The sequence below is a fragment of the Mycolicibacterium vaccae NBRC 14118 = CIP 105934 genome (assembly GCF_001552715.1).
GTDB classification, from domain to species: Bacteria; Actinomycetota; Actinomycetes; order Mycobacteriales; family Mycobacteriaceae; genus Mycobacterium; species Mycobacterium vaccae.
Genome location: NZ_BCRS01000129.1, coordinates 1 through 17,995 on the forward strand (window position 1 = coordinate 1; position 17,995 = coordinate 17,995).

At 68.7% G+C, this 17,995-nt stretch carries 21 protein-coding genes; 8 read left to right on the forward strand and 13 right to left on the reverse strand.

Annotated elements, in window-relative coordinates:
* Positions 1–668, reverse strand: a 668-nt coding sequence (locus MVA01S_RS21635; RefSeq protein WP_159426338.1) for a DUF222 domain-containing protein, incomplete at its 3' end; no start/stop codon positions are given.
* Positions 669–791: 123 nt separating this feature from the next.
* On the opposite strand from MVA01S_RS21635, the gene MVA01S_RS21640 reads away from it, so the two are divergent.
* Positions 792–1,175, forward strand: coding sequence for a hypothetical protein (locus MVA01S_RS21640; protein WP_003933629.1), 384 nt, complete (start codon positions 792–794; stop codon positions 1,173–1,175).
* Positions 1,176–1,178: 3 nt separating this feature from the next.
* Here the strand turns inward: MVA01S_RS21640 and aldR are convergent, their stop codons facing one another.
* A complete protein-coding gene (gene aldR, locus MVA01S_RS21645) occupies positions 1,179–1,691 on the reverse strand; it encodes an HTH-type transcriptional regulator AldR (protein ID WP_003933628.1) in 513 nt (170 codons plus the stop codon).
* 91 nt (positions 1,692–1,782) lie between these two features.
* Between aldR and ald the strand changes: the two genes are divergently transcribed.
* The gene (ald, locus tag MVA01S_RS21650) at positions 1,783–2,898 is read left to right on the forward strand and encodes an alanine dehydrogenase (protein ID WP_003933627.1); all 1,116 of its coding nucleotides are present in this window, start codon (positions 1,783–1,785) and stop codon (positions 2,896–2,898) included.
* A 7-nt stretch (positions 2,899–2,905) separates the two neighbouring features.
* On the opposite strand, the gene MVA01S_RS21655 is transcribed toward ald, so the two are convergent.
* Positions 2,906–3,283, reverse strand: coding sequence for a YchJ family protein (locus MVA01S_RS21655; protein ID WP_003933626.1), 378 nt, complete (start codon positions 3,281–3,283; stop codon positions 2,906–2,908).
* A 46-nt stretch (positions 3,284–3,329) separates the two neighbouring features.
* Here MVA01S_RS21655 and MVA01S_RS21660 point away from each other — a divergent pair, with 46 nt between their 5' ends.
* A complete protein-coding gene (locus MVA01S_RS21660) occupies positions 3,330–3,887 on the forward strand; it encodes a DUF4334 domain-containing protein (RefSeq protein WP_003933625.1) in 558 nt (185 codons plus the stop codon).
* On the opposite strand, the gene bla is transcribed toward MVA01S_RS21660, so the two are convergent.
* From bla to MVA01S_RS21685, 5 genes are all read right to left on the reverse strand, one after another.
* Entirely contained in the window at positions 3,879–4,772 is an 894-nt protein-coding gene (gene bla / locus MVA01S_RS21665) for a class A beta-lactamase (RefSeq protein ID WP_003933624.1), read from the reverse strand. The genes MVA01S_RS21660 and bla overlap by 9 nt on opposite strands.
* Positions 4,773–4,789: 17 nt before the next feature.
* Entirely contained in the window at positions 4,790–6,097 is a 1,308-nt protein-coding gene (locus tag MVA01S_RS21670; protein ID WP_040543102.1) for a M16 family metallopeptidase, read from the reverse strand.
* Positions 6,075–8,345, reverse strand: a complete 2,271-nt coding sequence (locus MVA01S_RS21675) for a polyribonucleotide nucleotidyltransferase (RefSeq protein WP_040543100.1) — start codon at positions 8,343–8,345, stop codon at positions 6,075–6,077. Before MVA01S_RS21675 ends, MVA01S_RS21670 begins: the two co-directional genes overlap by 23 nt.
* A 401-nt stretch (positions 8,346–8,746) precedes the next feature.
* The gene (gene rpsO, locus MVA01S_RS21680; protein WP_003933621.1) at positions 8,747–9,016 is read right to left on the reverse strand and encodes a 30S ribosomal protein S15; all 270 of its coding nucleotides are present in this window, start codon (positions 9,014–9,016) and stop codon (positions 8,747–8,749) included.
* Between the two features lie 154 nt (positions 9,017–9,170).
* A complete protein-coding gene (locus MVA01S_RS21685; RefSeq protein WP_040543098.1) occupies positions 9,171–10,154 on the reverse strand; it encodes a bifunctional riboflavin kinase/FAD synthetase in 984 nt (327 codons plus the stop codon).
* An 80-nt stretch (positions 10,155–10,234) separates the two neighbouring features.
* Here MVA01S_RS21685 and mntR point away from each other — a divergent pair, with 80 nt between their 5' ends.
* Together mntR and MVA01S_RS21695 are read left to right on the forward strand one after the other, a co-directional pair.
* Positions 10,235–10,957: a manganese-binding transcriptional regulator MntR gene (gene mntR, locus MVA01S_RS21690; protein WP_003933619.1), complete on the forward strand. Its 723-nt coding sequence runs from the start codon at positions 10,235–10,237 to the stop codon at positions 10,955–10,957.
* Between the two features lie 7 nt (positions 10,958–10,964).
* The gene (locus MVA01S_RS21695) at positions 10,965–11,396 is read left to right on the forward strand and encodes a type II toxin-antitoxin system Rv0910 family toxin (RefSeq protein ID WP_003933618.1); all 432 of its coding nucleotides are present in this window, start codon (positions 10,965–10,967) and stop codon (positions 11,394–11,396) included.
* 34 nt (positions 11,397–11,430) lie between these two features.
* On the opposite strand, the gene truB is transcribed toward MVA01S_RS21695, so the two are convergent.
* The 3 genes from truB to pptH are packed head-to-tail and all read right to left on the reverse strand — an operon-like array spanning position 11,431 to position 13,957.
* Complete coding sequence (truB, locus tag MVA01S_RS21700; RefSeq protein WP_003933617.1) at positions 11,431–12,339, reverse strand: tRNA pseudouridine(55) synthase TruB; 909 nt, start codon at positions 12,337–12,339, stop codon at positions 11,431–11,433.
* A complete protein-coding gene (pptT, locus tag MVA01S_RS21705) occupies positions 12,336–13,013 on the reverse strand; it encodes a 4'-phosphopantetheinyl transferase PptT (protein ID WP_003933616.1) in 678 nt (225 codons plus the stop codon). The genes truB and pptT overlap by 4 nt, the downstream gene beginning before the upstream one ends.
* Entirely contained in the window at positions 13,010–13,957 is a 948-nt protein-coding gene (gene pptH, locus MVA01S_RS21710; RefSeq protein ID WP_040543116.1) for an ACP phosphodiesterase PptH, read from the reverse strand. Before pptH ends, pptT begins: the two co-directional genes overlap by 4 nt.
* Before the next feature lie 166 nt (positions 13,958–14,123).
* On the opposite strand from pptH, the gene MVA01S_RS21715 reads away from it, so the two are divergent.
* Positions 14,124–14,708, forward strand: a complete 585-nt coding sequence (locus MVA01S_RS21715) for a DUF3558 domain-containing protein (RefSeq protein WP_003933614.1) — start codon at positions 14,124–14,126, stop codon at positions 14,706–14,708.
* Positions 14,709–14,736: 28 nt separating this feature from the next.
* Positions 14,737–16,374 (forward strand): CocE/NonD family hydrolase, encoded by a 1,638-nt coding sequence (locus tag MVA01S_RS21720; RefSeq protein WP_040543096.1) that lies wholly within the window; start codon positions 14,737–14,739, stop codon positions 16,372–16,374.
* Here MVA01S_RS21720 and MVA01S_RS21725 read toward each other — a convergent pair.
* Together MVA01S_RS21725 and MVA01S_RS21730 are read right to left on the reverse strand one after the other, a co-directional pair.
* Complete coding sequence (locus MVA01S_RS21725; RefSeq protein WP_003933612.1) at positions 16,363–16,935, reverse strand: DUF1802 family protein; 573 nt, start codon at positions 16,933–16,935, stop codon at positions 16,363–16,365. The two genes, MVA01S_RS21720 and MVA01S_RS21725, sit on opposite strands and share 12 nt — an antisense overlap.
* On the reverse strand, positions 16,935–17,198 hold the full coding sequence (locus tag MVA01S_RS21730; protein ID WP_003933611.1) for a DUF2277 domain-containing protein: 264 nt from the start codon (positions 17,196–17,198) through the stop codon (positions 16,935–16,937). Before MVA01S_RS21730 ends, MVA01S_RS21725 begins: the two co-directional genes overlap by 1 nt.
* A gap of 45 nt (positions 17,199–17,243) precedes the next feature.
* On the opposite strand from MVA01S_RS21730, the gene MVA01S_RS21735 reads away from it, so the two are divergent.
* Positions 17,244–17,995: enoyl-CoA hydratase (locus tag MVA01S_RS21735; RefSeq protein ID WP_060941687.1), on the forward strand; the 752-nt coding region annotated here is incomplete at its 3' end.

Consider the following 17,995-nt stretch of genomic DNA (forward strand, 5'->3'; position numbering starts at 1 on the left):
CCCTCGGGGCGGTCGGGGTGGTCGGGGTGGTCGCGTTTCCATTGGGCGATCAGCCCGTCCTGATGCGACTGCAGCGCCGCGTCGAAGATCGCCGCTTCGGGAGCCGGCAGCCGGATCTGCCAGCAGGTGAACTCCCCCTCCACCCGCTTGGAAATCGAGGGCTGCCGCACCGACTCAGCCACCGGTTCAGCATCATCATCCAGTTCAGCGTCGGAATCAGGTTCGGGCAAAGATTCGGGTTTGGGTTCCTGCTTGATCGCGGTGCGCAACTGCGTGACCGTGGAATGCGAAGCCAACTCCGCGTAATGGGCATCCGAACCCGTGCCCGCGCCCTCGGCGATCGCCCCGACCTGATCCAACGACAACCGGCCCTCACGCAAATCCCGGACACACCGCGGGAACTCTGCCATCCGGCGCGCCACCGCCACGATCGTCTCGGCATTGCGCATCGAGGTGCCCAACCTCCAGGCGATCAGCCCCTCCATCGACTTCACCCCGGTAAACCCCCACAACCGAGCCCCATCGATCTCCGCAGCGATCTCCGCGATCCGCCCGTCAATGGCATTACGCTGACCCGCCAACTCCGCCAACTCGGCGAAAAACCCGTCAAGGCGCTCCGACTGCCCCACCACAACATCGGCGGTGTCAGCGGCAACCCGAGAGGACATAACCCCATCCTCACACCACCCACCGACAAAAACCGGCACCCGAAAACGGCTCACTGCAGCCTGTTTTCGCCGGCAAACCGGGAAGACGGCGCCGCCATTCGGTACCGCGGTTAATCTCATGGCATGACTCGTGCCCTCCGGCGGTGGCCGGCGCTCCCTCTGATTGCCGCGTGCGCGCTCACGGGTGGCGTCCTGTCGGCCACACCCGCGGCCGCGGCGCCATACGGCAGCAACGGCGTCTTCGGAGTCACCACCCAGCCTCGTGACGGTTGGGCGACCACCTTCATCCCGCCCGGGCGTTACCGGGTGGACCAGTCCCCCAGCATGCAGCCCTATCAGAGCCCGCCCGGCCGATGGTTCCGGTGCAGCAATTTCCCTTGCACGCCAACATCTCCGGAGAACATCATCGGCACCGGCGCGGCGCTGCGGGACGCGCCGACCTTCGTCGACATCGCTCCGAGTGACGTCGCCGTCGCACTGCACAACGTCACGCTGACGTCGGCCTGACCGTCACAGCGGCGACGCGCCGCGCAGATGCTCGAAGATCAGTGAGGTCTGGGTACCTGCGACGTCGGCGTCGGCGTTGAGGTTCTCGACGACGAACTTGCGCAGGTCGTCGGTGTCCCGGGCGGCCACGTGCAGGATGAAATCGTCGGCGCCCGCGAGGAAGTACACATCCATCACCTGCGGCTTGCTCCGGATCTGCTGGATGAAGTTGCGGATCTTGCCGCGTGCGTTGAACTGCAGATTGACCGAGATCATCGCCTGAAGGGTCAACCCGATCGCCGCAGGGTCGATGTCGGCGTAGAACCCCCGGATCACCCCCATCTCCTGTAGGCGGCGCACCCTGCCGTGGCAGGTCGACGGCGCGATGCCGACCAACTCGGCCAGCGCGCTGTTGGGCATGCGGGCATCGGCGTGCAGAGCCGTCAGGATCCGGCGGTCGATGTCGTCGACCTCGGCCCGAACATCCTTCGGCGCCGCCGTCGTCGGCCTGGCCGCTACCGATGATCCTTCTGCCACAGTCGTCTCTCCAGAATCTTTGACAGGAATATTGCCTGCATTCCGCGCTTTCTTCACACTTTACCTACCAACCCCACAACAAGGAGCGATCATGCGCGTCGGCGTCCCGACCGAGATCAAGAACAACGAGTACCGCGTCGCGATCACCCCGTCGGGCGTCGCCGAGCTGGTCCAGCGCGGCCACGACGTGCTCGTCCAGTCCGGCGCCGGCGACGGCTCGTCGATCTCGGACGCCGACTTCAAACGTGCCGGCGCACAGCTGATCGCAAGCGCCGATCAGGTGTGGGCAGAGGCCGACCTCCTGCTCAAGGTCAAGGAACCGATCGAGTCGGAGTACCCGCGCATGCGCGAGGGCCAGACCCTGTTCACCTACCTGCATCTGGCTGCGTCCAAGCCGTGCACCGACGCACTGATGGCCTCGCGCACCACCTCCATCGCCTATGAGACCGTGCAGAGCGCGGACGGCGCCCTGCCACTACTGGCGCCGATGAGCGAGGTCGCCGGTCGGCTGGCCGCCCAGGTCGGCGCCTACCACCTCATGCGCAGCCACGGCGGCCGCGGTGTGCTGATGGGCGGCGTGCCCGGTGTCGCGCCGGCCGAGGTCGTGGTCATCGGCGGCGGGGTGGCCGGCTACAACGCGGCCCGGATCGCCAAGGGCATGGGTGCCCACGTCAACGTGTTCGACGTCAACATCAACACGCTGCGCAAGATCGACAACGAGTTCAACGGCAGCATCGAGACCCGGTACTCGTCCTCCCTCGACCTCGAGGACGCGGTCAAGGGTGCCGATCTCGTCATCGGCGCGGTCCTGGTCCCGGGCGCCAAGGCGCCCAAGCTGGTCACCAATTCCACTGTCGCAGCGATGAAGTCGGGTGCGGTGCTGGTGGACATCGCGATCGACCAGGGGGGCTGCTTCGAGGACTCGCGCCCCACCACGCACGACGACCCGACGTTCGCCGTGCACGACACGGTGTTCTACTGCGTGGCCAACATGCCCGGCGCGGTGCCGCGCTCCTCGACGTACGCACTCACCAACGCCACGCTGCCGTACGTGCTCGAACTCGCCGACAACGGCTGGCGCGACGCATGCCGTGCCGACGCGGCGCTGGCGAAGGGACTCTCCACCCACGAGGGCGCTCTACTGTCCAAGCAGGTGGCAGCCGACCTGGACCTGCCCTACACCGACCCGGCCGCACTGCTCGACTGAGCGGCCCTCAGTCGAGCAGATCGCCGTCGACGTAGAACCACCGGCCGGCGCGGGTCGCGAACCGCGACCTCTCGTGCAACGCGCCGGCCCGGTGGTGGGCGCGGAACTCCACCTCCCCGGTCTCGTCGCCGGGTCCGCCGCCCACCACGTCGAGGATCTCCAACCGCGTCCAGGTCACCGCGACGTCGTCGGCGACCTCGGCGGGGCGGGTCCGCGGATGCCAGGTGCGCCATACGTATTCGGACGCACCCACCACGTAAGCGCTGTAGCGCGATCTCATCAGCTGCTCGGCGCTGTCGGCCTGCCGTTCGCCCACATGCAACGGCAGACAGCAACGTCCGTACGGATCACCGGTGCCACACGGGCATGGATCATCGGCTCGCATGACAACAGTCTGCCGACTTGACACGTGTCAACGTACAATCGGGGGCATGCTGGTGCTCACCGAACTCCTGGCCGATGTTCCGACCACCACCGCCGACGCGCTGGAGCTGTTCGACTCGCTGCCGGCCGTGGAGCTCGAATTCATGTTCGGCACCTGGCACGGCGCCGAAGTGCCGACCGGCCACCCCCTCGACGGGCTCCTGACCGCCAGCGGCTGGTGGGGCAAGCACTTCACCGACAGCGAGACCGTCCACCCGCTGCTCTTTCCCACCGCCGACGGAAAAGCTCTGTGGCCGCTGAACCCGGCACCGGCGTTCGCCGGACTCGGCGTGGCCACCAAACTGCCCGCGCTCAAGCGGCGCGGTTTCGCCGGTGCCGTCCCCCTGCTCAGGCCGGCCCTCAAGGCGGGCGGGCCCAAAGCGCGGCTGCGTACCACCCGCTACCGCGGAGTCGATACCGCGACGATGATCTACGACCAGGTGCCGGTCAACGACGTCTTCCGGTCGATCGACGAGAGAACGGTGCTCGGCGCGATGGACCTGCGCGGCATCAGGAAGCCGTATTTCTTCGTGCTGCAGCGCGACAACTCGCTGCGGCTAACCTAATTCGGCGAGCACCAGCGTCGCCAGCTCACCGATGAGCGGACGCAGGCTGGGCGCGTCCGGGTCACCCGAGGCCGACTTGGTCATCAGTGACAACAGCACCTGCTGACCGGCCGGACCGTAGACCACGCCGATGTCGTTGGTGGTGCCGTAGTCCCCGCTGCCCGTCTTGTCGGCGCTGGTGTACCCGGCCGGTAGTCCGGCCCGCATGCTGGAGGTCTGATTGGCCCGCATCCAGTCCAGGAGTTGTTGGCGCACAGCCGGTTCGAGCACATTACCGGTGAGGATGTCGCGGAACCCGATCCCCAGCGCGCGCGGGGTGCTGGTGTCCCGCGGATCCCCCGGCACGGCGGAGTTCAGCTCCACCTCCCAGCGGTCCAGCCGTGTGCGGTCGTCTCCGATGCTGCGCGCGAACGCGGTGATCGCGGGCGGACCGCCCAGCACGCCGAGCAGCCCGTTGGCCGCGGCGTTGTCGCTCTGCTGCAGCGCCGCCTGGCACAACTCGGCCAGCGTCATCGACGTCCCCACCCGCGGCTCGGTCACCGGCGAGTGCGGCCGGATGTCGTCGGGCTCGATCGGGACGGTGTCCTGCAGGGACAGCTCCCCTGTCTGGGTGCGCTGCAGCACCGCCGCAGCGATGTAGGTCTTGATCGTCGAGCACACCGCGAAGGTCTCGTCCGCGCGGAACGCGAGAGTGTCCTGCGTGACGAGATCGACGGCGTAGACGCCGATCTCCGCGTCGTGCCGTTGGGCCAGCGTATGCAGGCGCTCATCGGGCGGGGGCAGCGGTCCGGCAGGCTCGGCGAGAACAGTTTTCGGTGAACAGGCGACCAGGGCAGCCAGCGACACCCCACCGAACAACACGTGCCGTCGGTTGAATTCCGTCATCGCAAGCCAGGTTACGGTCAACCCGCGATTGTGTGCAACGGCCGTGGCAGAGCGCGTTTCGACCGCACCGGGCCCAGCACCGCGGCCCCGAACGGCCGGGTCAGCAGCTCCCGCGCCACGGCGTTGACGTCTTCGAGGGTGACCTCCTCGATATGGGCCAGCGTGTCCGCGATCGTCCGGTGCTCGCCGTAGTTCAGCTCGCTGCGGCCGATCCGGTTCATCCTCGACGCCGAATCCTCCAGCCCCAGAACGAGGCCGCCGCGCAGCGAGCCCTTCGCGATGCGGCACTCCTCGGCGGTGATCCCGTCGCGGGCCACCTCGGCGAGCACGTCGGTGGTCACCTTGACCACCTCGGCGAACCGCTCCGGCAGACATCCGGCGTACACCGACAGCGCACCGCTCTCGGCGAACGTGTCGACTGTCGAGTACACCGAGTAGGCCAGCCCGCGCGTCTCCCGGATCTGCTGGAACAGACGGGAACTCAGCCCCCCGCCGAGCGCGGTGTTGAGCACCGACAGCGCCCAGCGGTGCTCCCAGTGCCGTCCCGGGGTCCGCACCCCGAGCGAGAGGTGCGTCTGCTCGGCATCCCGACGCACCAGTTCCAGCGTGGGCTTGCCGTTGACCCGGCCCGCACCCTTACGCGGTGGGACCGGCGACCGGCCGCGCACCAGCCGGGGACCGAAGTGCTCCCGGACCAGCTTCACGACCTGAGCGTGCTCGACATTGCCCGCGACCGCGACGACCATCCGGTCCGGCGTGTAGCGGCGCAGATGGAACGAGTGCAACTGGGCACGCGTCATCGCCGAGATCGACTCCACGCTGCCGATGACGGGCCGGCCGACCGGATGGTCGCCGAACATCGCCGACAGGAAGACGTCGCCCAGCGTGTCCTCGGGATCGTCGTCGCGCATGGCGATCTCTTCGAGCACGACGGCCCGCTCGATCTCGACGTCCTCGGCCTGGCACCGGCCGCGAAGCACCACGTCGGCGACGAGGTCCACGGCCAGCGCCAGATCCGAGTCCAGCACGTGTGCGTAGTAGCAGGTGTGCTCGCGGGTGGTGAACGCGTTCAGTTCACCGCCGACGGCGTCGACCGACTGCGCGATCTGCACCGCGGAGCGGGTCGGCGTCGCCTTGAACAACAGGTGTTCGAGGAAGTGCGCCGCCCCGGCCACGCTGCGGCCCTCGTCACGAGACCCGACGTTGACCCACACCCCGACGGATGCGGAGTGCACCGACGGGATGTGCTCGGTGACCACGCGCAGGCCACCGGGCAACAGGGTGCGGCGCACCGCCTTCGACTCAGCTGCTGGTCGACGCTGCATCAACCGGTGCGTCAGCAGATGCGTCCGCGGTCTCCGAATCCTCGGCGACCAGGACCAGCGAGATCTTGCCGCGGTTGTCGATGTCGGCGATCTCCACGCGGAGCTTGTCACCGACCTTGGCGACATCCTCGACCTTGTTGATCCGCTTGCCGCGGCCCAGCTTCGAGATGTGCACCAGGCCGTCGCGACCCGGCAGCAGCGACACGAAGGCTCCGAAGTCCGTGGTCTTGACCACGGTGCCGAGGAACCGCTCGCCGACCTTGGGCAGCTGCGGGTTGGCGATCGCGTTGATCTTGTCGATCGCCGCCTGTGCCGCCTCGCCGTTGGACGCGCCGACGAACACGGTGCCGTCGTCCTCGATGGAGATCGACGCGCCGGTCTCCTCGGTGATCGAGTTGATCATCTTGCCCTTGGGCCCGATGACCTCACCGATCTTGTCGATCGGAACCTTGATCGTGGTGATACGCGGCGCGTACGGGCTCATCTCGTCGGGCGCGTCGATCGCCTCGGCCATCACCTCGAGAATCGTGATGCGGGCGTCCTTGGCCTGACTGAGAGCACCTGCTAGAACCTGGGAGGGAATCCCGTCCAGCTTGGTGTCCAGCTGCAGGGCGGTAACGAAGTCCTTCGTGCCTGCGCACTTGAAGTCCATGTCGCCGAACGCATCCTCGGCGCCGAGGATGTCGGTCAGCGTGACGAAGCGACGCTCCGTCTTGCCGTCCACCTCGACGTCGTCGGACACCAGGCCCATCGCGATACCGGCGACCGGAGCCTTCAGCGGCACACCGGCGTTCAGCAGCGACAGGGTCGAGGCACACACCGAACCCATCGAGGTCGAGCCGTTGGAGCTCAACGCCTCCGACACCTGACGGATCGCGTACGGGAACTCCTCGATGCTCGGCAGCACCGGCATCAGGGCGCGCTCGGCGAGCGCGCCGTGGCCGATCTCGCGGCGCTTGGGCGAGCCGACGCGACCGGTCTCACCGGTCGAGTACGGCGGGAAGTTGTAGTGGTGCATGTAGCGCTTGGACGTCTCCGGTCCCAGCGAGTCGATCTGCTGGGCCATCTTGACCATGTCGAGAGTGGTGATGCCCATGATCTGGGTCTCGCCACGCTCGAACAGCGCGCTGCCGTGGGCCCGCGGGACGACCGCGACTTCGGCCGAGAGCGCGCGGATGTCGGTGACACCGCGGCCGTCGATCCGGAAGTGGTCGGTCAGGATCCGCTGGCGGACGAGCTTCTTGGTCAGCGCGCGGTACGCGGCGCCGATCTCCTTCTCGCGGCCGGCGTAGGTCTCACCGAGACGCTCGAGCACCTCGACCTTGATCTCATCGGTACGGGCATCGCGCTCGGCCTTGCCCGGGATCGCGAGCGCCTTCGACAGCTCCTCGGAGGCCACCGAGGACACCGCGTAGAAGACGTCGTCCTGGTAGTCCGGGAACAGCGGGTAGTCGGCGACGGGCTTGGCAGCCTTGTCGGCCAGCGCCTGCTGCGCATCGCACAACACGGCGATGAACGGCTTGGCGGCCTCGAGGCCCTCGGCTACCACGGTTTCGGTGGGCGCACTCGCGCCGGCTGCGACGAGATCGATGACGTTGTCGGTGGCCTCGGCCTCGACCATCATGATCGCCACGTCATCGCCGGCCTTGCGGCCCGCGACGACCATGTCGAAGACAGCGTTCTCCAGCTGCTCGACGGTCGGGAACGCAACCCACTGACCTGCCTTGTTCTCAGGAGTGGAGATGAGGGCGACGCGCACGCCGCCGACGGGACCGGAGAACGGCAATCCCGAGATCTGGGTGGACGCCGACGCGGCGTTGATCGCCAGCACGTCGTACAGATCCTTGGGGTCCAGGCTCAGGATCGTCACCACGACCTGGATCTCGTTGCGCAGACCGCTGACGAACGTCGGGCGCAGCGGCCGGTCGATCAGGCGGCAGGTCAGGATCGCGTCCGTGGACGGACGGCCCTCGCGACGGAAGAACGAACCGGGGATCCGGCCCGCGGCGTACATCCGCTCCTCCACGTCGATGGTCAACGGGAAGAAGTCGAAATGGTCCTTGGGGCTCTTGCTGGCGGTGGTGGCGCTCAGCAGCATGGTCTCGTCGTCGAGGTAGGCGACGACGGCGCCGGCGGCCTGCTGGGCCAGCCGGCCGGTCTCGAAACGGATGGTGCGGGTGCCGAAGCTCCCGTTGTCGATGGTGGCGGTCGATTCGAACACGCCTTCTTCGATTTCAACTACAGACATGGACGTCCGTATGACCTCTCTGATTCACATCAGCGGTTTCGCGTGAGCACGCGCGGTGTGTGCGGACAACTCCGGAGACCCGGGAAGCCGCGCCCGGATGCGTCGACGGCCGTCGATCGAAGCGGCCGGAGTTCTCGCTCCGGCAGCCACTACCGAAGACCGCGCGATCGGGCGGTTCGTGTCATGTCACGCGGGAGCGGTGCTCGCGGAACTGCGAGGACCGCACCCAGCTGTTCGTGCCGTGCGGCATCCGAACGCACCTATGCTACATCGCGACATACCGGAAACCCCTAATCCACCGCGCGCGGCCGCGCCGCAAACACCCGTGGCCGTGACCGCACGGGGCGGTCACGGCCACGGGGCTCGCAACGTGTGAGGATCCGGCGGTCAGGCCGGACGCGTCAGCGGCGCAGGCCGAGACGCTCGATCAGCGACCGGTAGCGCTGCACGTCGACCTGGGCGATGTACTTGAGCAGCCGGCGGCGACGGCCGACGAGCAGCAGCAGACCGCGACGCGAGTGGTGGTCATGCTTGTGCTGCTTGAGGTGCTCGGTGAGATCGACGATCCGCTTGGTCAGCATGGCGACCTGAGCCTCCGGGGAACCGGTGTCGGTGTCATGCAGGCCGTACTGGCCCAGGATTTCCTTCTTCTGTTCGGTAGTGAGCGCCACGAAACAACTCCATCAATTCGGTCCGCGAACATAAAGGGCCCGGATCAGATTCCGCACCCCGAAAAAGCACGGCCACCGCGAACTGCAGCACGTGCCGGGTCGGCAGGAAGTCTAGCAGCGCCCACACGCAGCCTGGTAATCGCCGAAAGCCCAGCTAGCGGGCAGAAAGAATGGTCCGGGCGCGTTCGGTGTCGGCGGTCATGGCGGTGACCAGGTCGGCCACCGAGTCGAACTTCTCCTGTCCGCGCAGGCGGGCGACGAAGTCGACGGCGACGTGCTGGCCGTACAGATCGGCGGTGGTGTCGAGCACGAACGCCTCGACGGTGCGGGTGCGTCCCGAGAACGTCGGGTTCGTGCCGACCGAGACCGCTGCCTGGTAGCGCTCACCCGGTGTCACGGTGCCGACGACCGGGCCGTGCCCGAGCACCGTGAACCACGCCGCGTAGACGCCGTCGGCCGGGATCGCCGAGTACATCGGGGGCGCGACGTTGGCGGTCGGGAACCCGAGCACCCGCCCGCGACCGTCGCCGCGCACGACCACTCCCTCGACCCGGTGCGGCCGGCCGAGGGCCTCGGCCGCAGCGACCATGTCGCCGGCGTCGACGCAGGACCGGATGTAGGTCGACGAGAACGTCACCGACTCGTGCCGGGCAGGTTCGGCGGTCTCGGAGACCAGGGTCAGCGAGTCCACCGCGAAGCCGAAGCGCTCCCCCGCCTTGCGCAGCAGCTCCACGTTGCCCGCGGCCTTCTTGCCGAAGGTGAAGTTCTCCCCGACGACCACCTCGACGACGTGCAGGTGTTCGACGAGCAGCTCGTGGATGTACCGCTCGGGCGTGAGCTTCATGAAGTCGGCGGTGAACGGCATCACCAGGAAAACGTCGACGCCCAGCTCCTCGACGAGCTCGGCACGCCGGGTCAGCGTGGTGAGCTGCGCCGGGTGGCTGCCCGGGAACACGACCTCCATCGGGTGCGGGTCGAAGGTCATCAGCACCACCGGGACACCCCGGGATCGGCCCGCCTTCACCGCACGGCTGATCAACTCCTGATGCCCGCGATGGACACCGTCGAATACTCCGATGGTGACGACACATCGGCCCCAGTCTGTGGGGATTTCGTCCTGCCCCCGCCAGCGCTGCACGCCGCTAGCCTACGGTCTGCCCACGCCGTCGGCCCAGCAGCACCACCGGATCAGGTGATGATTGCCTAAACTTCATCCTCGTGAGTCCTGACGGAAGCCGCGAGAACCCCGCCGATTTGTCGACGGTCGCCCAGGACTACCTGAAAGTCATCTGGACCGCCCAGGAGTGGTCGCACGAGAAGGTCAGCACCAAACTGCTCGCCGACCGGATCGGGGTGTCGGCCAGCACCGCGTCGGAATCCATCCGCAAACTCGCCGACCAGGGTCTGGTCGACCACGAGAAGTACGGCGCGGTCACCCTGACCGACGCCGGACGCCGCGCCGCGCTCGCCATGGTGCGCAGGCACCGGCTGATGGAGACGTTCCTGGTCAACGAGCTCGGCTACGGCTGGGACGAGGTGCACGACGAGGCCGAGGTGCTCGAGCACGCCGTCTCCGACCGCATGCTCGACCGGATCGACGCCAAGCTCGGGTATCCGACCCGGGATCCGCACGGTGACCCGATCCCGGCCGCCGACGGCAAGGTCCCGACTCCGCCGGCCCGTCAGCTGTCGGACTGCCAGGACGGCGACGCGGGCACGGTCGCGCGCATCTCCGACGCCGATCCGGAGATGCTGCGGTATTTCGACACCGTCGGGATCAGCCTCGACTCCCGGCTGCGCGTGGTGGCCCGCCGGGACTTCGCCGGGATGATCTCGGTGGCCATAGAGCACCCGACCGACCCCGGCGCGATCGAAGCCGGCACCGAAACCACCGTCGATCTGGGAAGCCCGGCCGCACAAGCGATCTGGGTCATAGCATAGGAGTCAGATGGCCAAGCTCGAGATGTCGCGTTCCCTGCCCATGTCGGCCGAGAAGGCCTGGGCGCACGCGTCGGACCTGTCCACGCTGGGCGATTGGATGACCATGCACCAGGGGTGGCGCTCCGAGCTGCCTGAGGAGCTCACCCCCGGCGCCACGGTGGTCGGGGTGGCCGGCGCCAAGGGCATGCGCAACCGGGTGACGTGGACGGTGCGCGAGTTCGACCCGCCGTCGGCGCTGGCGATCAGCGGCGAGGGCGTCGGCGGGACGCGCTACAAGCTGGCGATGAAGGTCGTCCCCGACGGGGACGGCTGCACGTTCACCGTGCGGATGGACCTGGGCGGCGCCCCGCTGTTCGGTCCGATCGGCTCCGCGGCGGTGCGCGCGGTCAAGGGCGACATCGACAAGTCGATCAAGGAGTTCCAGCGGCTCTACGCGTGATCACCGTCGGGGTCTGAGCACACGCTCGGCCTGACTACAGCGTCGCCGGCCTGATCACCACGACGGACTTCGTGCGCGCACCGGCGTCCTGCAGCAGCGCCATCACCCGGCCGTCCGGGGCGGTCGCGGCGTAGACGCCCTCGATGCCGGCCGGCGCCAGCGCGCGGCCGTGGCCGGCGTCGACGACCTCCGCGTCGGACAGGTCGCGGCGCGGAAACGCCTGCAGACAGGCCTCGTCCAGTGACCAGCTGAGCTCGGCGTGCTCGGCCAGCTGCTCCAGCGTGCGCGCCTGGTCCAGCCCGAACCCGCCCACCCGGGTGCGGCGCAACGCGGTCAGGTGACCGCCCACCCCGAGCGCAGCGCCGACGTCGCGGGCCAGCGCCCGGATGTAAGTCCCGCTCGAACAGTCCACGGCCACATCCACGTCGACCAGATCCCCGGCCCGCCGCACCTCGAGCACGTCGAACCGGTCGATGCGCACCGGGCGGGCGGCCAGTTCCACGGCCTGTCCCTCCCGGACCATCTGGTAGGCCCGCTTGCCGTCGACCTTGATCGCGGAGACCGCCGACGGCACCTGGCTGATCTGGCCGCGCAGCGGCGCAATGGCCGCCTCGATCTGTTCGTCGGTGACCGATGCCGCTGGAACCGACTGCAACAGTTCACCTTCGGCGTCCTCGGTGGACGTCGTCTGGCCCAGCCGGATGGTGGCGGTGTACGACTTGTCCGTCGCGGTGAGCAGTCCGAGGATCTTGGTGGCGCGTTCGATGCCGACGATCAGCACCCCGGTGGCCATCGGGTCCAGCGTGCCGGCGTGGCCGACCTTGCGGGTGCCGAACAGTGTGCGGCACCGGCCCACGATGTCGTGGCTGGTCATCCCACCCGGCTTGTCGACGACGACCAGTCCCGGATCAGGACTGCTCTTCGGGTTCGCGGCGGGACTCACAGCACGATCGCGGTCAGCGCGATGCCCTCGCGGACGGCCCACCGGCCGGCCAGCGAGGCCAGCGGGGGTCCTGACTCCGCGGCCGGGTCGATCAGGATCTCGGACGTGAACGTTCCGGCCTGACCGGTGGCGTCGACCTCGAACGTGATGTGGGCGTCCTCGAATCCCAACCACCGGTGGGTCAGCGGGAACCACGCCTTGTAGGTCGCCTCCTTGGCGCAGAACAACACCCGGTCCCAGTGCACCCCGGCGGGCAGCGCCGAGAGCTCGTGCCGTTCGGCGGGCAGGCTGATCGCGTCGAGCACACCGTCGGGCAGCACGCCGTGCGGTTCGGCGTCGATACCCAGCGAACGCACCTGGGTCCGTCGGCCCACCGCGGCGCCGCGGAACCCCTCACAGTGGGTCAGGCTGCCGACGACGCCGTCGGGCCAGCACGGCTCACCCTTGGGCCCCTTGAGGATCGGTACCGGTTCCATCCCGAGGTCGACCAGCGCCTGCCGCGCGCAGTAGCGCACGGTGATGAACTCGTTGCGCCGCTTGGCCACCGATTTCGCGATCAGCGGCTCCTCCTCCGGCAGCGGAGCCAATTCCCGTGGGTCGGAGTACATCTCGGCCGCGGCCAGCGCGTCGACCTCGCCGGGCAGCACGCCGGCGAGCAGTTTGGCTGCGATCACGCCCGGTCCCTGATCCGCTGCTGCACCTTGGCGGCGTTCTCGCGCATCTCCTGGGTGATCTGGAAGTGCCCGCCGAACTCGTTGAGGTAGCCGGGCGCGTACTTGGGGTCCGGCAGGATCTGGCGCAGCCAGCGGTAGGGCCTGCGACGGCGCCACTCGCGCGGATAGCCGACCGACACCTCCTCGAACCGCACGCCGTCGTACCAGGTGGTGCGCGGGATGTGCAGGTGCCCGTACACCGAGCAGACCGCGTTGTAGCGGGTGTGCCAGTCGGCGGTCGCGGTGGTGCCGCACCACAGCGAGAACTCGGGGTAGAACATCGCATCGCAGGGTTCGCGCACCATCGGGAAGTGGTTGACCTGGACTGTCGGCGTCATCCAGTCGAGGTCTTCGAGCCGCTTGCGGGTCTGGTTGACCCGGTCGCGGCACCACGCGTCGCGGGTCGAATACGGTTCGGCCGACAGCAGGTACTCGTCGGTGCCCACGATGTTGCGCTCCTTGGCGATGGCCAGGCCCTCGGCCTTGGTGCCCGCGCCCTGAGGCAGGAACGAATAGTCGTAGAGCAGGAACATCGGCACGATCGTGGCCGGGCCGCCCTCCTCGGTCCACACCGGGTACGGGTGCTCGGGGGTCACGATGCCCATCTCGTCGCACATGTTGACCAGGTAGTCGTACCGGGCCTTGCCGAAGATCTGCATCGGATCGCGGTTGGTGGTCCACAGCTCGTGGTTGCCGGGCACCCAGATCACCTTGGCGAACCGTTTCCGCAGAAGGTCCAGCGCCCACCGAATCTCGTCGGTGCGTTCGGCGACATCCCCGGCCACGATCAGCCAGTCGTCCGGCGAGGCCGGATACAACGACTCGGTGACCGGCTTGTTGCCGGTGTGCCCGGTATGGAGGTCACTGACCGCCCACAAAGTCGGGCGCCGTTCGTCAGTGGTCACGACGACCAAGCGTACTGGGGCGTACCGCGGGATCGCCCACCGGCAACTAGAACATGTTCTAAGTTCCCGGCGTGTGCCCGGCGTGCGCCCGCTACACTCCCGGCAGAACGACGACGATGCCGGCGGCGGCCCGTTCCCACGGCGGCCACGAAACCCAGGGGGTGTCATGGTCGCCAAGCTGCGACTGTTCTCGGCGCTGTGCGCGCTGGTCGCAGCGGTGATGGTGGTCTGGCAGACCACCCCGGCCGTGACCGCGGGACCGGACCGGGTCGACCTGCGGTCGACGTTCGTGCCGCTGCCGAACGCGACCACCACGATCAAATGGCCGGTGCTCGAGCTCACCGACCCCGACCCGTTCAATCCGTGCGAGGAAATCCCGCTCGACGCCGTCAGCCGCCTCGGGCTCGCGTTCAGTCCGCCGGCTCACGAGGACGGCCTGCGCTGCAAGTACGACGCCGGGAACTACCAGATGGCCGTCGAAACGATCGTGTGGCGCACCTACGAGGAGACCCTGCCTGCCGACGCGGTCGAGCTCGACATCAACGGACACCGCGCGGCGCAGTTCTGGATCATGAAGCCCACGGACTGGAACAACCGCTGGTGGATCACCTGCATGGTGGCGTTCAAGACCAGCTACGGGGTGATCCAGCAGTCGCTGTTCTACTCGCCGGTGTACTCCGAACCGGACCCGGATTGCATGCAGACCAACCTGCAGCGTGCGCACGAACTGAGCCCGTACTACGTCTTCTGACCGTCGGCCCGTCAGTAGGGTCGGTTAGATGAGCTCGCAACTTTCCCGGTTGGCCCGGCACGCCGCCGGCCGTGCGCTGGGTCTGCCGCCGCCGGTCTGCGACTTCACCGTCCGGCGGGCGGTGCCGGTGCCGATGCGTGACGGCGTCGAACTGGTCGCCGACCATTACGCACCGCGCACCGACACACCGGCGGGCACGCTGCTGATCCGCGGGCCCTACGGCCGCGGCTTCCCGTTCGCGGCCCTGTTCGGCTCGGTGTACGCGGCACGCGGCTACCACGTCGTCTTCCAGAGCGTGCGCGGCACCTACGGCTCGGGCGGGCAGTTCGATCCGTTCGTCAACGAGGTCGACGACGGCGCCGACACCGCCGCCTGGCTGCGCGACCAGCCGTGGTTCACCGGCACGTTCGCCACCATCGGGTTGTCCTACCTGGGCTTCACACAGTGGGCGCTGCTCTCCGACCCCCCACCGGAGCTCGCCGCCGCGGTGATCACCGTCGGGCCCGACGACGTCAGCGGACCCCGTTGGGGCACGGGCTCGTTCGGACTCAACGACTTCCTCGGCTGGAGCGATCTGGTGGGCCACCAGGAGGACCCGAACCGGCTGCGCGCCCTGGTCCGGCAGGCCCGCGCCCAGCGGCGGGTCACCGCGGCATCGCTGGAGCTGCCGCTCGGCACCGCCAGCCGCAGACTGCTCGGCGACAGCGCGCCGTGGTTCGAGTCGTGGCTGGACCACCCCGACCGCGACGACCCGTTCTGGTCCCGGGTGCGGCTGCGCAACGCGCCGGCTCGCGCGGAGGTGCCGGTGCTGCTGCTCACGGGCTGGCAGGACCTGTTCGTCGAGCAGACCGTCGAGCACTACCGGATGCTGAGCGGCCGCGGCGTGCCCACCGGCCTGACCGTCGGACCGTGGACCCATGGCCAGATCATGACCAAGGGCGCCCCGACCGTGCTGCGGGAAAGCCTGGACTGGCTGGCCACTCACCTCGGTGGCGCGACGCCGCAACGCCGCTCGCCGGTGCGGATCCACCTGGCCGGGCGGGACTGGCAGGAACTGCCCGACTGGCCGCCGGCGATGCCGAAGCTGCTGCTGCACCCCGTCCCCGGCGGCGGGCTCGCCGCGGTGGCGCCCGAGGACGGCCATTCGGCCACCTTCGTCTACAACCCCGCCGACCCGACCCCGACCGTGGGCGGCCGGCTCCTCTCCCCCATCGGTGGCTACCGCGACGACACCGAGCTCGCCCGCCGCGCCGACGTGCTGACGTTCACCGGCACCGCGTTGGCCGCGGACCTCTACACGGTCGGCGTGCCGGTGCTGGAGATGGAGCATTCGTGCGCCAACCCGCACAACGACGTGTTCGTGCGGATCAGCCAGGTCGACGCAGACGGCCGCTCACGCAACGTCAGTGACGGTTACCTGGCGGCGGCGCCGGATTCGGGCACCGTGCGCGTCGAGCTGGATCCCGTCGCGTGGACGTTCCCAGCCGGTTCACGGATCCGCCTCCTGATCGCCGGCGGGTCCCATCCCCGCTTCCTGCGCAACCTGGGAACCGGCGAATCTGCATCCACCGCAACGACTTTCGCGACCGCGCGACATACCGTGCATCTGGGTGCGGGCACCCGGCTGACGTTGCCCGCGGGTCCAGAGCCGCCGTCAGCCGACTGAGTCCCGCACCCGCCGCACGACCTGCTCCAGTTCGGCGTCGGTGTGCACGGGCTCGCCCCAGGCCGGGGTGACCGGCAGCGACACCCAGCTCGAACAGCCGCGGTAGTCCGGAGTGCGGGTCAGGTGCACAGGCTCGGCCAGCGGCACCGCCGACACCACCAGAGCGGTCAGCCGGTGCTTGGGGCGGAAGTCCACACGGTCGGACTGCACCGACTCCGTGGTCCAGATATGCAGCGGTGCAATGGCTTCCAGATTCTCTGGACGTTCCACCGCGATCGCTGCGACCACGTTCGCGCCGGCCCGCACCACGACGGCGTCCTCGGTGCTGTCGGCGGCGGCGGGCTCCAGCAGGTCGCGGTGTTCGGGGCGGACGCGCTCGGCGTGGCTGTGCGCGACGGTCGGGAAGAGCAGGAACCGCGAGGCGGCTACTTCGGGAGCGACCTCGAAGCGTTTCTCGTGAATGCCGCCTTTGCGCAGCAGCACGGTCTGCCTGCCGTCGAGCAGCGCGTGGATCGCCGCGCTCCACTCCTTGAGCGCGGGTTGGGTCAGGGTGGTCGTCATCAGAGGTTCAGCCGGGCGCGCACTTCGGGCCGGCGCAGCGGCGGAACCGTTTTCGGCGGCTGTCGGCGCGGTTGCAGGCCGGCCAGCAGCCGCCGGGTGGATTCGGTGACTTCGGCGACGGCGGTTTCGAACGCGTCGACGTTGGTCCCCGATGGCCGGGTGATGCCGCTGACCTTGCGGACGTACTGGCGGGCGGCGGCCTCGATCTCGTCGGCCGTGGCGGCCGGCTCCAGACCCCTCAGCTCGGTGATGTTTCGGCACATGGGATCCACGATAGGCGCGCAAGCTGCAGCCGATACGGTGAGCCGATGAGCACCGAGAATTCCACCGAGGACGTCCTGTTGATCGACACCCGGGACCGGGTCCGGACCCTGACCCTGAACCGGCCCCGATCGCGCAACGCGCTGTCGTCTGCGCTGCGCACCGCCCTGTTCGGCGCCTTGCGGGAGGCGCAGGCCGACGACGGCGTCGACGTGGTGATCCTGACCGGCGCCGACCCGGTGTTCTGCGCGGGCCTGGACCTCAAGGAGCTCGGCGACACCACCGACCTGCCCGACATCTCGCCGAAGTGGCCGCCGATGACCAAGCCGGTGATCGGTGCGATCAACGGCGCCGCGGTGACCGGGGGGCTGGAGATCGCGCTGTACTGCGACATCCTGATCGCCTCCGACCAGGCCAGCTTCGCCGACACCCACGCGCGCGTCGGGCTGCTTCCGACGTGGGGGCTGTCGGTGCGGCTGCCGCAGAAGGTCGGCGTCGGGATGGCGCGCCGGATGAGCATGACCGGCGACTACCTGTCGGCCGAGGAAGCACTGCGCTGCGGGCTGGTCACCCAGGTCGTGCCGCATGCGGAACTGGTGGACACCGCGCGGAGGATCGCGGCCTCGATCGTGGGCAACAACCAGAAGTCGGTGCGCGCGCTGCTGGCGTCCTATCACCGCATCGACGACTCGCAGAACAGCGCGGCGCTGTGGCTGGAAGCCGACGCGGCCCGGGAGTGGATGAAGAGCACCAGCGGGGACGACATCGCGGAAAGCCGGAAGGGTGTGATGGACCGCGG

Excerpts from the sequence above, each read along its gene's own strand:
- ald (WP_003933627.1), top strand. The coding sequence starts at position 1,783 with ATGCGCGTCGGCGTCCCGACCGAGATCAAGAACAACGAGTACCGCGTC.
- MVA01S_RS21640 (WP_003933629.1), top strand. The coding sequence starts at position 792 with ATGACTCGTGCCCTCCGGCGGTGGCCGGCGCTCCCTCTGATTGCCGCG.
- MVA01S_RS21715 (WP_003933614.1), top strand. The coding sequence starts at position 14,124 with ATGGTCGCCAAGCTGCGACTGTTCTCGGCGCTGTGCGCGCTGGTCGCA.
- MVA01S_RS21695 (WP_003933618.1), top strand. The coding sequence starts at position 10,965 with ATGGCCAAGCTCGAGATGTCGCGTTCCCTGCCCATGTCGGCCGAGAAG.
- MVA01S_RS21675 (WP_040543100.1), bottom strand. The coding sequence starts at position 8,345 with ATGTCTGTAGTTGAAATCGAAGAAGGCGTGTTCGAATCGACCGCCACC.
- MVA01S_RS21730 (WP_003933611.1), bottom strand. The coding sequence starts at position 17,198 with ATGTGCCGAAACATCACCGAGCTGAGGGGTCTGGAGCCGGCCGCCACG.
- MVA01S_RS21725 (WP_003933612.1), bottom strand. The coding sequence starts at position 16,935 with ATGACGACCACCCTGACCCAACCCGCGCTCAAGGAGTGGAGCGCGGCG.
- bla (WP_003933624.1), bottom strand. The coding sequence starts at position 4,772 with ATGACGGAATTCAACCGACGGCACGTGTTGTTCGGTGGGGTGTCGCTG.
- MVA01S_RS21670 (WP_040543102.1), bottom strand. The coding sequence starts at position 6,097 with ATGCAGCGTCGACCAGCAGCTGAGTCGAAGGCGGTGCGCCGCACCCTG.
- MVA01S_RS21720 (WP_040543096.1), top strand. The coding sequence starts at position 14,737 with ATGAGCTCGCAACTTTCCCGGTTGGCCCGGCACGCCGCCGGCCGTGCG.
- MVA01S_RS21660 (WP_003933625.1), top strand. The coding sequence starts at position 3,330 with ATGCTGGTGCTCACCGAACTCCTGGCCGATGTTCCGACCACCACCGCC.
- MVA01S_RS21655 (WP_003933626.1), bottom strand. The coding sequence starts at position 3,283 with ATGCGAGCCGATGATCCATGCCCGTGTGGCACCGGTGATCCGTACGGA.